Annotated in this window: 13 protein-coding genes; 5 read left to right on the top strand and 8 right to left on the bottom strand. The window is 72.8% G+C overall.

Features of this window, described 5'->3' with window-relative positions; translation table 11 throughout:
- Positions 1-89: 89 nt before the first annotated feature.
- Complete coding sequence (locus C1N81_RS20475) at positions 90-1,670, bottom strand: acyl-CoA mutase large subunit family protein (RefSeq protein ID WP_394431169.1); 1,581 nt, start codon at positions 1,668-1,670, stop codon at positions 90-92.
- A gap of 244 nt (positions 1,671-1,914) precedes the next feature.
- On the opposite strand from C1N81_RS20475, the gene C1N81_RS20480 reads away from it, so the two are divergent.
- On the top strand, positions 1,915-2,829 hold the full coding sequence (locus C1N81_RS20480) for a L,D-transpeptidase family protein (protein ID WP_394431171.1): 915 nt from the start codon (positions 1,915-1,917) through the stop codon (positions 2,827-2,829).
- A gap of 179 nt (positions 2,830-3,008) precedes the next feature.
- Here C1N81_RS20480 and C1N81_RS20485 read toward each other — a convergent pair whose 3' ends face one another.
- From C1N81_RS20485 to C1N81_RS20500, 4 genes are all read right to left on the bottom strand, one after another.
- Complete coding sequence (locus C1N81_RS20485) at positions 3,009-4,229, bottom strand: hypothetical protein (protein WP_394431173.1); 1,221 nt, start codon at positions 4,227-4,229, stop codon at positions 3,009-3,011.
- Positions 4,229-4,891, bottom strand: coding sequence for an RNA polymerase sigma factor (locus C1N81_RS20490; RefSeq protein ID WP_394431175.1), 663 nt, complete (start codon positions 4,889-4,891; stop codon positions 4,229-4,231). Before C1N81_RS20490 ends, C1N81_RS20485 begins: the two co-directional genes overlap by 1 nt.
- Before the next feature lie 261 nt (positions 4,892-5,152).
- Positions 5,153-5,887, bottom strand: coding sequence for a hypothetical protein (locus tag C1N81_RS20495; protein ID WP_394431177.1), 735 nt, complete (start codon positions 5,885-5,887; stop codon positions 5,153-5,155).
- Positions 5,884-6,492: an RNA polymerase sigma factor gene (locus tag C1N81_RS20500; protein WP_394431179.1), complete on the bottom strand. Its 609-nt coding sequence runs from the start codon at positions 6,490-6,492 to the stop codon at positions 5,884-5,886. Before C1N81_RS20500 ends, C1N81_RS20495 begins: the two co-directional genes overlap by 4 nt.
- Before the next feature lie 326 nt (positions 6,493-6,818).
- Here C1N81_RS20500 and C1N81_RS20505 point away from each other — a divergent pair, with 326 nt between their 5' ends.
- Positions 6,819-9,566 carry an N-acetylmuramoyl-L-alanine amidase gene (locus C1N81_RS20505; RefSeq protein WP_394431180.1) on the top strand — a complete coding sequence of 916 codons (2,748 nt, stop codon included), beginning with the start codon at positions 6,819-6,821 and terminating at the stop codon, positions 9,564-9,566.
- A gap of 34 nt (positions 9,567-9,600) precedes the next feature.
- Here the strand turns inward: C1N81_RS20505 and C1N81_RS20510 are convergent, their stop codons facing one another.
- The 3 genes from C1N81_RS20510 to C1N81_RS20520 form a co-directional block, all read right to left on the bottom strand.
- A complete protein-coding gene (locus tag C1N81_RS20510) occupies positions 9,601-10,110 on the bottom strand; it encodes a hypothetical protein (RefSeq protein ID WP_394431181.1) in 510 nt (169 codons plus the stop codon).
- A gap of 86 nt (positions 10,111-10,196) precedes the next feature.
- Positions 10,197-11,051, bottom strand: coding sequence for a DUF4328 domain-containing protein (locus tag C1N81_RS20515; protein ID WP_394431182.1), 855 nt, complete (start codon positions 11,049-11,051; stop codon positions 10,197-10,199).
- Between the two features lie 105 nt (positions 11,052-11,156).
- The gene (locus tag C1N81_RS20520) at positions 11,157-12,743 is read right to left on the bottom strand and encodes a beta-N-acetylhexosaminidase (RefSeq protein WP_394438087.1); all 1,587 of its coding nucleotides are present in this window, start codon (positions 12,741-12,743) and stop codon (positions 11,157-11,159) included.
- A 299-nt stretch (positions 12,744-13,042) separates the two neighbouring features.
- On the opposite strand from C1N81_RS20520, the gene C1N81_RS20525 reads away from it, so the two are divergent.
- From C1N81_RS20525 to C1N81_RS20535, 3 genes are all read left to right on the top strand, one after another.
- Positions 13,043-13,642 (top strand): 2-oxo-4-hydroxy-4-carboxy-5-ureidoimidazoline decarboxylase, encoded by a 600-nt coding sequence (locus tag C1N81_RS20525; RefSeq protein WP_394438089.1) that lies wholly within the window; start codon positions 13,043-13,045, stop codon positions 13,640-13,642.
- 150 nt (positions 13,643-13,792) lie between these two features.
- The gene (gene sdhC / locus C1N81_RS20530) at positions 13,793-14,173 is read left to right on the top strand and encodes a succinate dehydrogenase, cytochrome b556 subunit (RefSeq protein ID WP_394431184.1); all 381 of its coding nucleotides are present in this window, start codon (positions 13,793-13,795) and stop codon (positions 14,171-14,173) included.
- A gap of 8 nt (positions 14,174-14,181) precedes the next feature.
- Positions 14,182-14,667 (top strand): succinate dehydrogenase hydrophobic membrane anchor subunit, encoded by a 486-nt coding sequence (locus tag C1N81_RS20535; protein WP_394431186.1) that lies wholly within the window; start codon positions 14,182-14,184, stop codon positions 14,665-14,667.
- Positions 14,668-14,680 lie beyond the last annotated feature (13 nt).

Below are 14,680 nucleotides of genomic sequence, written 5' to 3' on the forward strand. Positions count from 1 at the left end.
GCACTCCGTCCACCCGTTTCGACCAGCGGAACCACGTGGCCTTCGCCACAAGATCGCTGGTCAGGACCGCTGTACGGACGCGAAGGGGATCAGAACCGTTCCGCGGGGGTGTACGTGCCCCACACCTCGCGCAGGGCGTTGCTGACCTCGCCGACGGTGGCGCGGGCGCGCAGGGCGTCCTTCATCGGGTAGAGGACGTTGTCGTCGCCCGCGGCGGCCTTCTTGAGCGCGGCGAGCGCCGTGTCGACCGCGCCCTGGTCGCGTCCGGCGCGCAGGGCGGCCAGGCGCTGGGCCTGCTGGGCCTCGATGGCCGGGTCGACGCGGAGCGGTTCGTAGGGCTCCTCGGTGTCGAGCTGATAGCGGTTGACGCCGACGACGACGCGCTCGCCGGAGTCGGTCTCCTGGGCGATCCGGTAGGCGGAGCGCTCGATCTCCGCCTTCTGGAAGCCGTGTTCGATCGCGGCGACGGCGCCGCCCAGCTCCTCGACCCTGCCCATCAGTTCGAGGATCGCGGCCTCGACGTCGTCGGTCATCCGCTCGACGACGTAGGAGCCGGCGAAGGGGTCGACGGTGGCCGTCACGTCGGTCTCGTAGGCGAGGACCTGCTGGGTGCGCAGGGCCAGGCGGGCGGACTTGTCGGTGGGCAGGGCGATGGCCTCGTCGAAGGAGTTGGTGTGCAGCGACTGGGTGCCGCCGAGGACGGCGGCGAGGCCCTGGACGGCGACGCGGACCAGGTTCACCTCCGGCTGCTGCGCGGTCAGCTGCACCCCGGCCGTCTGCGTGTGGAAGCGCAGCATCAGCGACTTGGGGTTCTCCGCGCCGAACTCCTCGCGCATCACCCGCGCCCAGATCCGGCGGGCCGCGCGGAACTTGGCGACCTCCTCCAGGAGCGTCGTGCGGGCGACGAAGAAGAACGACAGGCGTGGGGCGAAGTCGTCCACGTCCATCCCGGCGGCGACCGCCGTGCGGACGTACTCGATGCCGTCGGCCAGCGTGAAGGCGATCTCCTGCGCGGGCGAGGCCCCCGCCTCCGCCATGTGGTAACCCGAGATGGAGATGGTGTTCCAGCGCGGGATCTCCGCCTTGCAGTACTTGAAGATGTCCGCGATCAGCCGCAGCGACGGCTTGGGCGGGAAGATGTAGGTGCCGCGGGCGATGTACTCCTTGAGCACGTCGTTCTGGACGGTGCCGGTCAGCTTGTCGGCGGCCACCCCCTGCTCCTCGGCGACGAGCTGGTACAGCAACAGCAGCAGCGCCGCCGGGGCGTTGATCGTCATCGACGTGGAGACCTTGTCCAGCGGGATCCCGTCGAACAGCACCCGCATGTCGTCGAGGGAGTCGATCGCCACGCCGACCTTGCCGACCTCGCCGGAGGCGATCGGCGCGTCGGAGTCGTGGCCCATCTGGGTCGGCAGGTCGAAGGCGACCGACAGGCCCGTCGTGCCGTTGGCGATCAGCTGCTGGTAGCGGGCGTTGGACTCGGTGGCCGTGCCGAACCCGGCGTACTGGCGCATCGTCCACGGCCGGCCCGTGTACATCGTCGGATACACCCCGCGCGTGAACGGGAACACGCCCGGCTCGCCCAGCTGACGCTCCGGGTCCCAGCCCGCGAGGGCAGACGGGCCGTACACCGGCTCGATGGGCAGTCCCGACTCGGATGCGCGCGTCATGGTGGTGCCTCCAGCGATCTGCCGACGGATCGTGCGTCGGGTGCGCGCCACTGCCAGGAGTCGCCGCACCCCGCTACGGACTGTAGCGGCGGGCGTGCGCTCGGTGGAGGGGCCCACGCTGGGAGCTTGCTCACAGGCCCACCGCCCGGAGTCGGCCAGAGTGCGCGCGCCCTGTTCGCGACCGGCGTGGCGCGGGCAGCATCTGGAGTGACAACAGGGAACGGCGCGGCAGGCGGGGGACGTCATGCGAACAGCTGTCATACGGAGAACGCTCGTCGGGCTCGGGGTGCTCGCCCTGACCTGCGGCTGCAAGGTCGAGACGGTCGGGGCGGGCGGAGTGGGCCAGTCGGGGGCGGCGCCCTCCGGGCCGCCGGCGTCCGCTGCCGCGTCGGCCCCCGGCACGGCGGCGACGTCCGCGCCGGGGGCCGCCAAACCGTCGGGTACCGGCCACGACAAACCCCGCGGGCAGCCCGCGAACGCCGGTGACGACAAGCCGTCGACCCCCGCCTCGGTGGCGCCGGTCCCGGGCCCGACCCTGTACGCCCCGGGCAGCCGTGGCGCGCAGGTGCGCGAACTCCAGGCGCGGCTGCGGCAGATCGCGTGGCTCTTCGACGGGCCGACCGGCACGTACGACGACCCGACGGCGAAGGCGGTCGGCGGGTTCCAGCTGAAGCGCGGTCTGCCGAGCACCGGCATCACCGACACCGTCACCTGGCAGCGTCTCGTGGCGATGACGCGCGAACCGACCCGTGACGAGCTGTACGCGGCGGGCGGGCAGCCCGCCGCGAAACCCGACCCGCGCTGTATGACGGGCCGGGCGCTGTGCATCAGCAAGAAGAGCCGGACGGTGTCGTGGATGGTGGACGGCAAGCGGCTGCTGACGACGGACGTACGGTTCGGGTCGCAGTACACGCCCACCCGCGAGGGCCTCTTCCACGTGTTCTGGAAGTCCCGGCACCACGTCTCGACGCTGTACGACACACCGATGCCCTACGCGATGTTCTTCAGCGGCGGCCAGGCGGTGCACTACTCGTCGGACTTCGCGGCCCGCGGCTACAGCGGCGCCTCGCACGGCTGCGTGAACGTTCGGGACGAGGCGAAGATCGCGAGCCTGTTCGCGCAGGTGCGCGACGGCGACAAGGTCGTCATCTACTGGTGAGGTGCAGTGCGGTGAGGTGCAGTGCGGAGAGGTGCGAAGAATGGGGGCGTGGGTGGGACCGGGGGAACGTGTCCCACCCACGCCGGTGGCACTGAGCCGAAGGTACGGGGGGAACCCCCGGCTCGTGCGCTGCCGATGACCAGTCGGCAATCAGTACTGCGTCCACGCGGCGGAAAATGTCACACCTGGTGCGCAACTTTTTTTCGCTGATCAGATCGGCGCTGGTCAGAGCCGGTTTCCCGGTAGGTTTTCCGGTCGCGGTCCCGGTCGCCCGCGCGGTCGCCTGCGCGGTCGCCGCGGTGGTCCCCCTGGCCGTGCGGGCGGCCGTCGCGGGGGCCGCTGCCGCCGCCCCGGCGGTGGTGGCCCGAGGCCGGGTCGGGGTCGGGGTCGTCGTCCTCGTCGGCGTCCTGGCCGCCGCCGTGCTGGTGAGGGCCGGACAGGCCGTAGGAGCTGTCGGACCCGCCCGCGCCCTGTGAGTCGCCCGACTGGTTCGGCCCGTAGTAACCCTTCGGACCGTTGCTTCCGTTGCTTCCGTTGGTTCCGTTGGGCGCGCCGTCCTTGCCTCCGGAGTACTCGGAGTCGCCGGACGGGTCGAGCACGCGGTCGCAGAACCGGCCGATGTCCGCGCTGCTCCGGCCGTACTGCTTCGCGGAGCCGCGCAGCCGCCGTCGTTCGTCGGCGCTGAGGTCGCCGTCCCGGTAGCGGCGGCAGGCGTCGGTCACGCGGCGCAGCCGGTCGGACATCCGGTCGTCGTCACGGTTGCCGCCCGCCGTGTCCTTGCCGTCGCCGGGGGTGGCCGGCGCGGAGGTGCCGGGCGGCTCCTTCCGCGCGGTGTCCCCGGCGCCGATCCCCGGCGAACCGCTGGGGTCCGGGGTCGTCGAGCCGTCGGGCAGGACCTCGCCCTTGTCCTTGCCGCGCGGCGGGGGCGAGACCAGCGGCCGTTCGTCGGGGTCGGTCACGCCGCCCGACACGGAGGAGGCGGGCGTCGGATCGCCGCTGCCGCCGAAGGGGGAGCGCATCATCCCGGTTCCGGCGGCCACACCGACGCCGCCGACCATGCAGGCGGCCAGCGCGGCGGCGAGCCCGAACCGCATCGACCGCGACCGGCGCGGGCGCTCCCCGGCCCCGTGCCGCCCGGCGATCACCACGCTGGCGGCCGTCTCGTGCACGGCGGCGTCCACCGCGGAGACGGCGCGGGCCTCCCGGAACGCCTTCAGCGCCGCGTCCTCGCCGGGGAGTTCCCCGTCGGGTCCCGCGGGCAGGACGGTCAGCGCGTCGAACGCGGCGCTCAGCCGCTCGGCCCGCCGGGCGTCGTCCTCGGTGGCGGCCTCCAAGGGCTCCCCGCGCAGCAGGCGCTCCGCCGCGTCGCGGTCCAGCCACTTGTCGTGCTCGTCGGCCATCACATGTCCTTCTGCGTCCGTGTACGCGATTGCGTCACACCGGCAGACGTCACCGTAGGGGTGCTCGGCTGCCTCTGATGCGGGACGGATTCGAGAGGACCGGAGGATTTCTGGTCCGCGCCGAGCAGTTCGGCGAGCCGCTTGAGGCCGCGGTGGGCGGCGGTGCGGACGGCGCCCGGCCGCTTGCCGAGGGTCTGCGCGGCGCTCTTCGCGTCGAGGCCGACGACGACGCGCAGCACGACGGCCTCGGCCTGGTCCTGGGGCAGCTGGGATATGAGGTGCATCGCGGAGCCGGTGGCGAGGGACTCGAGCGCCTCGCCTGCGGTGTCGGAGAGCGCGGGCCGTGCGGCGAGTTCGCTCTCGTCGCCGCCGATGGCGGGCCTGCGTCCGCGCATCCGGATGTGGTCGAGGGCGCGGTTGCGGGCGATGCGGGCGGCCCAGCCGCGGAACCGGTCGGCGTCGCCCTCGAAACGGGTGAGGTCCCGGGCGATCTGCAGCCAGGCCTCGGACGCGACGTCCTCGGCGTCCGGTTCACCGACGAGCGTGCGTATGTATCCGAGCAGCCGTGGGTGCACGGCGCGGTACACAGTCCGGAACGCGGTCTCGTCCCCGTCCTGTGCCGCAAGCACCGCGGCGGTCAGCTCCGCGTCGTCCCCCAGCACTTCCAGTCCCTGCCTGCCCCGGTGATGAAGCCCGTGCCCCGTGTGAAGGTGTGCGCTCCCGGCGCGAATCAGCACGCTACGGCCTGAAACGCCCTCGCGTCCATGTTTGTACAACGTGCAACCAACGCGTCACCCACCGGGGTGTGACACAAAACGCAGGTGCGGCGCTGAGACAAGTACGGGCCGTTAGCGACCCGTACCGCGCGGCGGCCGGGGTCTCTCCTGTGGGGGGTGGCGACCCCGGTCGTCCCGTTTACGGGGTCACGGCTTCCCGTGCGCCTTGCCGGACCCGGCCGTGTCGGACTCCGCGGTGGCCGTGGGGGTCTCGCAGCCCTCGGCGGCCCGCTCCGAGCGGTTCAGCCCGTGGCCGGCCTCGTAGGACTTGCAGCGGGCCTGCTGGTCCTCGGCCTGTCCGGGACGGGACGGGTCCGCGGTCCCCGCGGTTCCGGCGGCCTTCTCGGACAGGCGGTCCCTCGGTTGCCCCGAGGGGGCCTCAACGGGGCCTGTGGCAGCGGGAGTCGCGGCCCCGGAAGCCGAGCCGGCCGGTACCGAGCCGGCCGGAACCGAAGACGCCGCTGCCGTACCCGCCGGATCCGTACCCGCCTCTCCCGGAGCCGCCGCACCAGGACCCGCCGGACCCGTACTCGGACCCGCACTCGCACTCGCCGACGGCGCACCCGTCCGCCCCGGCCGCCCCCGCTCCCCCGGATCGTCCGGCGAGGACACCGTCCCGATGCCCGCCACCGCCACCCCGCCCACGGCGACGCTCGCCACCAGCGTCCCGACGACCGCCCGCAGGGACCACCTGGCCGGGCGGCGGCGCGGCCGCCAGTCGTCGCCGGGCCGGGGCCGCGCGTCGAGCGCGCCGGCGTCCCGCGCGGCGCGGAACGCGGTGAGCGCCGCCTGTTCCGCGTCCGCGTCGGGCGGCCCGGCGCCGACGACGGCCGCGGCGAGCCGGGCGCCGACACCGTCCGGCGGTACGGAGGTCCCGCTCATCCCGCTCCCCTCTGCGTGCCGGGCCCGTCCTCGGCCCCGCCCAGCTGCCGCGCGAGCCGCTTCAGCCCCCGGTACGCCGCCGTGCGGACCGAGCCGGGGCGCTTGCTGAGGACGCGCGCGGCGGCGGGCCCGTCGAGCCCGACGACGACGCGCAGCAGCACGGCCTCCCGCTGGTCGCGGGGGAGTTCGCCGATGAGGGCGAGGGCGCGTTCCGTGGACAGGGTCTCCAGGGCCTGGTCGGCGGTGTTGTGGGCGGCGGGCAGGTCGAACACGTCCTGCTCCAGGACGGAGGTGCGCGGGCGCGCCTTCTGCCGGCGCAGCAGGTCGAGGGCGCGGTGGCGGGCGATGGTCGCGGTCCAGCCGCGGAAGCCCGCGCCGTCGCCGCGGAAGCGGCCCAGGTCGCGGGCTATCTCCAGCCAGGCGTCGGCGGCGACGTCCTCCGCCTCGGTCCCGACGAGCCCGCGCAGATAGCCGAGCAGTCCGGGCTGCACCATGCGGTAGGCGACGGCGAAGGCGGCCTCGTCGCCTCCCTGGGCCCGTGCCACGGCCGCGCCCAGCGCGTCGTCGCGGACATCCGGACGACGGGGCTCCGCTCCCTGGCCCAACCGCTTCCCTCTTCGTACGACAACGATGTGCCGGGCTCCACGCCCGTGGACGCGCCCATGCCGATCAGCGCCCCTGCGCACGGAAACGTCACAGGACCGGTCGTACGCGCGCCGGGCGTCGGGGCGCAGGCGGGGGTTTGCAGACAGGCGCTCAGACCTCGAACAGCGCGCCCTCGCCCGCCCGCGTACAACCTTCGGAGGCCGTCGGTCGTCTGGGGGCACAGCCGTGGGGTGCGTGTGACGTTCCTCGACGGCTGTCCGCTGAACAGATCAACTCCCCGTGAAACACGCGGGGTTCTTGAGAACTTCTCCAAGGGGTGGGGCATTTGAGCCCGCGACATTCGCGCGGCAAGGAGCAGAGCGAGCGTGCCGCACACGCGTACAAGCCGCTCAGCATGAAGCGCAGAGCATGGATCACGCTCGGCGCGGTCGTGCTCGGCGGGGCCGGGGCGGCGACGTACGCCATGGCCGCGGATCCGGCGGACGGCGCCAAGGGCGCCGAGCGGCGGGCCGCGGCGGTGCACACGCTGAAGATGGAGACGAAGGACGACCGCAAGGTCGTCCCGCGGAAGTCGACCGCGACGTTCGGCGCCGTGTCCGTGACGTGGAAGAACCCGGACGACGAGATCGACGGCAAGGCGCAGTTCCGCGCGCGGGACAAGGAGAGCGGCGACTGGGGCGCGTGGACCACGCTGCCCGAGGAGACGAACGACGCCGACGGCGCCGAGCGCGAGCGCTCCGCGGTCCGCGGCGGCACCGCGTCCGTGCCGACGGAGAACGTCTCGGACGGGGTCGAGGTCCGGGTGGTCGCCGCCGACGGCACCGCCTCCGACCTGCCCGCGGGCATGGACGTCAAGCTGATCGACGCGGGCACCGGGCCCTCGGCCACGGACCTCGCCGAGCCGGCCGCGTTCACCGAGGACACGGCGACACCGACGGCGGGCACGGCGGCCGGCCCGTCGGCGACGCCCTCCGTGCCGCAGACGGTCGACCCGAGCTTCGCCGGGACGGAGGCCGGCAGCCCGGCCGACACCCCGCCGGCCACGACGACCGCCACGACGACCGCCACCACGACGGCGACCACGACGGCCACGGCGTCCCCGTCGCCGAGCGACACCCCGCCGCCGGCCCCCCGGCCCTCGACGGTCGTGAAGCCGTACATCATCCCGCAGTCGGTGTGGGGCCCCGGCCTCAGCCACGACGGGACGCCGTCCTACGACACGGAGATCAAGGCCGCCGTCGTCCACCACACCGGTGTCGACGCCGACAACCAGGTCCCCTGCGCCAAGTCCGCCGAGCGGCTGCGCCAGATCCAGCAGGACCACGTCTCCAAGCACTACTACGACATCGGCTACAACTTCGTCGTCGACCGCTGCGGCCAGATCTTCGAGGGCCGTACCGGCGGCATGGACCTGCCGGTGCACGGCGCCCACGACTACGGGTTCAACACCGACACCGTCGGCATCTCCTACATCGGCAACTTCCAGACGGCCAAGCCGACGAAGGCGGCGCTCGACGCGATCGCCCGCGTCGTCGCCTGGAAGTTCGGCCAGTACGGCATCAAGGCGACCAGCAACGTCACGCTGACGTCCAACGGCGCCCTGGGAACCGACGGCAACAAGGTCGCCCTGGGCTCGACCATCACCCTGCCCCGCGTCTTCGGGCACAAGGACACCAACAACACGCTGTGCCCCGGCGCGAACCTGTACCCGAAGCTGGCGCGCGTCCGCACCCTCGCCGCGACGCCGGGCATCTCGCACGCCCTGCCCTCGCAGAACCTGATCGGCGACGCCACTGCGGACATCGTTGCCGGCGTGCCGAAGGGGTCGAGCGGCGGCCAGGTCGTCGTCGTCCCGGGCACCATCGACGGGCCGACCGCCACGGGCCGCAAGGCCATCTCGCAGGCCGGGGACGTGCTCGGCGCCGCCGAGGCCGGGGACGAGTTCGGGGCGGCCACCGCGACCGCCGACCTCAACGGCGACGGCGTCACCGACCTGATCGTCGGCCAGCCCGGCGAGGACGACTCGGCGGGCCACAAGGACCGCGGCGCCGTCACGGCCCTGTACGGTCCCGAGCTGACCAAGGGCTTCGCCCTGGACCTGCCCGCGAACTACACGCCGACCGGCGCCCGGATCGGCTCGGCCGTGGCCGCCGCCGACTTCGACGCCGACGGCAAGGCCGACGTGTTCACCGCGTCCACCGGCGCGGGCGGCACCTGGGCGGCCCGCTACGCGGACGGCCGGATCGCCCACGCCAAGCTGACGACGGCCACCGGCAACCTCGCCTGGGCGGACGCCGCGAGCGGCGACTTCAACCTGGACGGGTACGCCGACGTCGCCCTCAACTACCGCGACGCGGGCGGCATCGGCCGCGTCGTCTGGTTCAAGGGCGGCGCGAGCGGCCTGACCCAGGTGGGCACGCTGAGCGTCAAGGGCGGCCGCTCCCTCGCCGCCGGTGACGTCAACGGCGACGGCACCGACGACATCGTCATCGGCCAGCCCTACACCGCCGAGTCCGGCGGCGCCTCCGGCGGCCAGGTCACCTTCGTGAAGGGCGTCCCGGGTACCGGCCTGACCGCCACCGGCGCGAAGACGATCAGCCAGTCGACGGCGAACGTCCCCGGCGCCAACGAGTCGGGCGACGCCATGGGCTGGTCCGTCGCGGTCGGCGACTACGACAACGACGGCTACGCCGACATCCTGACCGGCGCCCCGAACGAGGACATCACCCGCACGACGAACCGCTCCAACGCGGGCACGACGCTCCTCATCAAGGGCGCGTCGGCCGGCCCGACCGGCACCGGATCCGTCGCCCTCTCGCAGGACACGACGGGCGTCCCGGGCGCGACCGAGACCAACGACAACTTCGGCACGGCCACCGCCCTGGTCGACTTCTCCGGCTACGGCCGGGCCGACCTGGTCATCGGCGCGGCGGGCGAGGACACGAACAACGGCACCCTGCTCTACGTGCCGAGCAACAGCACGGGCCTCGGTCTGACCACGACCAGGACCTACAACAACGCCTCCCTGGGCACCCCGGCGGGCGCCCGGCTCGGCGCCAACCTGGCGCCGTAGCGGCGGGTTCGTGGACCGGCTCCGGCGGCGGCGCTCACTGCGCCACCCCGAGCCGGTCCAGGAACCGGAAGAACAGCTCCTCCGCCGACGGCTCCGCCACCGCGTTCAACACGTCGGCCAGCGGCTGCGCCTCCACGGCGCGCCCGCACTCGCGCGCCCAGGAGACGGCGCGCGCCGCCGCGTCGTCCGGCGGCAGGAAGTAGTCCTCCAGGGCGCGCTCGTCGCCGCCGATGAACAGGGCCGTCGCGGCGCGCCCCAGGCACGTCGTCCACGCGCCGGTGTCCGGCGCCGCCGCCTCGATCACGGCGCAGCGGCTGTCCATCACGTACGCGAAGAGGGCGGGCGCCCGTGTCTCCGCCGCCAGAACGTTCATGCTGCCGACGTCGCGCGTCTGGTCCCCGGTGCCGCCGGGGCACTCCCAGATCTGCCAGTCGCCGGGCCGCTCCTCCAGGAGCGTGAGTTCATCGGCCACCCCGGCAAGGGCGCGCAGCTCCTTCAGCGGACGCTCGCTCCTGGCCACCACGTAATAGCCCCAGTAGCCCATGGCCCTGTCCCCCGTTCCGGTGCTCCCCTGTGAGTTCCGGGCGAATAGACCACAGGGGTGCGGGACTTCGCCACCCGGAGTGTCGCCTAGGCGGTCGCCGGGCCCGGGACGTCGCCCGTCGTCACCTTGTGGTTCTGCAGCCGGGTCAGGGACCGGACGAACCAGATCGCGGCGGCGGCGCTGACGATGTCGAGCACGTCACCGGCGATCACCCAGCCGGTCGCCGACCTGATCGCGGTGACGCTCTCGGCGTTGTCGAGGTCCCGGCCCACGAGCCGCCCGACGAACTGGTTCAGGAGCCAGAGGAACCACCACAGCTCGATCACGCCGGACCGCGCCCGCGCGCGGGAGAGTTCCAGGCCGTCGGCGCTGGCGTGCCAGGTGTCGAGCGCGATCCGGCGCGGGAACCAGAACGCCACGACGGGCACGAAGAAGCCGAAGATCGCCCACGGGCGGGCCTTGCTCTGCCCGTGCGGCGCGAGGATGTGCGCGTTGTCGCGCACGCGCAGGAACCAGGCGATGAAACCGATCGCGGTGATCACGAGCGCGACCGTCTGGGCCCCGCCCATGATCCGGTACGCGTCGTCGAGGCGGCCGAACTTCCCGTCGTCGAACCCGGACCAGTCGCCGCCGGCGACGTCGCCGAGGGCTTGGTACTCGGCGATCCCGACGCCCACCGCGCCCAGGTCGACCGCGATGACGAGGCCGAGCAGCGCCATGGCGAGCATGGCGAGCCGGTTCGGCGACCGCAGCCGCGCCCAGCTGGCCCTCGGGTCGTAGGGCGCGGACGGTACCGGCGGCGGCAGCGGCGCCAGGGGCTCCGCCCGGTCCGGTCCGGCGCCCGGCGGCGCCGTCAGCGACCCGAACGCCTCGTCCGAGCAGCGGGCGCACAGCCCGTCCTCGACCAGCGCGTTGTTCTTCCCGCATCTCTTGCACAGCACAGCCGCGCGCCCTCCCCAGGCATCGCCGCTGTGTTCGACCCCCCGGCCGCGCGGCCAGCGGACCATACGGCCCGCCGGCCTCCGCTGTCCAGTCGTTTCCGCAGGTCAGCCGGTTACCCGCGCCGCCAGATCGGAGAATTGCGACCACGTCAGCTCCGGCTTCCCGGCGTCCCACAGCTTCTGCGCGGTCGCCCGCAGCGGCATCCGAACGCCCTGCGCGACCTGCGCCTGGGTCTGCGACTGGGCCAGGTCGCACCAGACGGCGAAGGTGCCGCCGAGGATCTGGTCGTCGTAACTGGCGGGCACGGCCGTCGTCCCGCGCAGGACGCGCGGTGTCCAGCTCTCGTAGATCCGCTTGCCGGTCGGGTAGGTGAAGGTGTTGGGCTGGCCGAGGACGTAGTAGAGGAACTCGTCGTTGTAGTTGGTCACCTTCCGCCCGGCGCTCAGGTACGAGACCGGTTCGCGCGCCCCGATCTCCTTGCCGGTCCAGTAGGCGACCTCCAGGTTCTTGTCGGCCTCGACGCTCCCGCCCTCGAAGAACCCGTCGTTCCACGCCTTCAGGTGCCGGTCGAAGGGGGCCATGGTCTTCGCCCGGTCGTTCAGCCAGGACTGCGCGAGGTCCTGCACGCGCGCGCCGGAACCGTGCGCCCGCTTCGCCGCGGTGGCGAGCTGCGGGTACGAGGTCTCGGGGTTCTTGACGGTCAGCGCCCGGTATTCGTCGGCGCCCAGGTGCCAGTAGGCGCCCTTGAACAGGCCCGCGTACTCCTTCAGCAGATCGTCCACGATCTTGGCGGACCCCGGCTTGGAGATGTCGACGGCGCCGCGCTGCGCCACGCCGTTCGCATCGCGCAGTTGCAGGTCGGGGTGGGCCTTTAGGACCGCGCCGAGGTGGCCGGGCGAGTCGATCTCGGGGACGACCGTGACATGCCGCTCGGCGGCGAGGTCCAGGATCTCCCGCACCTGCGCCTTGGTCAGGTGGTCCTCGGAGACGATCTCCGGATGCGAGTCGGACTCGATGCGGAACGCCTGGTCGTCGGAGAAGTGCAGCCCGAACTGGTTGTACTTCAGGTCCCCGATCTCCCGGATCCTGTCCTTGATCCAGTCGGCGGAGAAGTGCTTGCGGGCGATGTCCATCATGAACCCGCGCTGCGGCTTCGCCGGCTCGTCGTCGACGACGCCCTCCGGGACGGTCGCGCCGCCGTGCGCCTCCTGCTTGAGGGTGCGCGTGCCGTAGAAGACACCGGTCTCGGTCGGCCCGACGATGCGGACGGTCCCGCCCCGCACCGTCATCCGGTACGACTCCTGGTGCGACCGGCGCGCCCCGCCGAGCGCCAGTTCGACATCGCCCGCGCCCGCCTCGGCGTCCTCGCCCGCGTACTTCAGGCCCAGCTCACCGGCGATCAGCCGGCCCTCGTCGGCGAGCCCCTCGTCCCGCACGACGACCCGGCCGCCGTCCGGCTTCCAGCCGGGGCCGCGCGCCGGGGTGAAGTCGCGGACCGCCGGGATCGTGCGCGGCGGCTTCGACAGCGGGTACGACCGGCTCGGCGAGGGGGACGGGGACGCGGGCGCCGACGAGCCGGTCTTGCCGTCCGAGGGAGCCTGCGAGGAGGAGCCGTCACCGCCGTCCGGCCACAGCACGGCCGCCGCGATCACCGCCCCGGCCACGACGACCCCGCCGCCGCCCAACAGCACCTTCCGCTCCACGTGCGACCACCTCCGCTAGCGATCATGTTGCCGCCGACGGTAACGGTCGCCCCCCAGGGGCGCGGGGAACTCCGCGGCAAGGCACGACGCGTCGGCACCCGAGACCAAAGCGGTCCGGGACGGCGCTGTCACGGAAACGCCCTAAACTCTTCCGTCCGGGTGAAATTCGCGCATCCGTCGGACACTCGCAATCACACCTCGCTAGCGTTACGGCACAAACACACGCACGCCGCCCGTATCACCAGCCCATCGCACAGCCCCCCACCCGTTCCCGCCGGAGGCACCCGCTGTCCGCGCACCGCGCCCCGTTCGTACCCGGCCGTCCGCCCCTGCCGGCGCAGACCGGATCGGCCCAGGGAGTCGCCCGCTTCAACGTGCTGCCGCGGGCCGCCGCCGAGGACGCCCTGCACACCTGCTTCGGCAGCCGCGCCTGGGCCCGCCGCCTCGTCGCGCACCGCCCCTACCCGGACCTCGACGCGCTGCTCGCCGCCGCCGACGAGGCCGCCTACGACCTCCCCATCAGCGCCGTCGCCGAGGCCCTGGCCTGCGAAGAGCTGCCCCACCTGCCGGGCGCCGCCGCCTACTCGGCCGCGTACACCGCGCTGGCCGCGGCGCACGGCGCGTACGAGTCCCGGTTCGGGCACGCCTTCGTGATCTGCCTGGACGACATCGCCCCCAGCGAGGCGCTCGACCACCTCCTTGCCGGCATCCACGCCCGGCTCGGCAACGACCGGGAGGAGGAGCGCGTGACCGCCGCGGAGGAGCTGCGGCGACTCGCCCGGGGACGCATCACCCGTCTGCTGCGCGCACTGCCCGCCGCCCGGACCGGCGACCCGGACACCGCACGGCGGCCGAGCCTGGGCGATAGCCCGTACGTGCCTGTTTGATTGCCTGTTTGATCACACCGGAGGCCCCGGCGCGATCGAGCCGACAACTCGTCGATACGATGACGAGCGGCCGGTGGACCGTACCCGGCCGGGCCCGACCGACAGTGAAGCCGGCGCGGCCCTCAGTCCCCGCTCCCGGAGGGTTCTTCCGTGCCGGCTGGAACGCTGTACCGCGGCCGGGAAGGCATGTGGTCGTGGGTGGCTCATCGAGTCACCGGTGTCCTCATTTTCTTCTTCCTGTTCGTACACGTCCTGGACACCGCTCTCGTCCGCGTCTCCCCCGAGTCGTACGACGACGTCGTTTCCACCTACAAGACGCCGATCGTCGCGCTCCTTGAGTACGGCCTCGTCGCCGCCATCCTCTTCCACGCGCTCAACGGCCTGCGTGTCATCGCCGTCGACTTCTGGTCGAAGGGCCCGCGCTACCAGAAGCAGATGCTCTGGACCGTCGTGGGCATCTGGGTCGTCCTGATGATCGGGGCCCTTTACCCGGTCCTCGGCCACGCCGTCCGTGAACTCTTCGGGAGCTGAGGCCAGACATGTCTGCTGAGACCACGTCCGCTCCGTCCGGTGTCGGCCCCGTCGAGGGCGTCTCGCTCTACGACGCCGACAACCCGGCCCCCGTCATCGAGGCGCCGCGCAAGCGCACCTCGAAGACCGGCAAGGGCAGCCGCGGCAACTTCGAGATGGCCGCATGGCTGTTCATGCGCCTGTCGGGCATCGTCCTGGTCGTCCTCGTCATCGGCCACCTGCTGATCCAGCTCGTGCTCGACGGCGGCGTCTCCAAGATCGGCTTCGCGTTCGTCGCGGGCCGCTGGGCGTCCCCGTTCTGGCAGGGCTGGGACCTGCTGATGCTGTGGCTCGCGATGCTGCACGGCGCCAACGGCCTGCGTACCGTCATCAACGACTACGCCGAGCGCCCCCAGAGCCGCCTGTGGCTGAAGGGCCTGCTGTACGCCGCGACGGTCTTCACCGTCCTGCTGGGCACGCTGGTGATCTTCACCTTCGACCCGAACATCCGTTAAAGCCGAGGCGAGC

This window comes from Streptomyces sp. SGAir0957, assembly GCF_043523415.1.

Coding starts and splice junctions, on each gene's coding strand:
- C1N81_RS20475 (WP_394431169.1), bottom strand. CDS start 1,670: ATGACGCGCGCATCCGAGTCGGGACTGCCCATCGAGCCGGTGTACGGC.
- C1N81_RS20485 (WP_394431173.1), bottom strand. CDS start 4,229: ATGGCCGACGAGCACGACAAGTGGCTGGACCGCGACGCGGCGGAGCGC.
- C1N81_RS20510 (WP_394431181.1), bottom strand. CDS start 10,110: ATGGGCTACTGGGGCTATTACGTGGTGGCCAGGAGCGAGCGTCCGCTG.
- C1N81_RS20480 (WP_394431171.1), top strand. CDS start 1,915: ATGCGAACAGCTGTCATACGGAGAACGCTCGTCGGGCTCGGGGTGCTC.
- C1N81_RS20495 (WP_394431177.1), bottom strand. CDS start 5,887: ATGAGCGGGACCTCCGTACCGCCGGACGGTGTCGGCGCCCGGCTCGCC.
- C1N81_RS20535 (WP_394431186.1), top strand. CDS start 14,182: ATGTCTGCTGAGACCACGTCCGCTCCGTCCGGTGTCGGCCCCGTCGAG.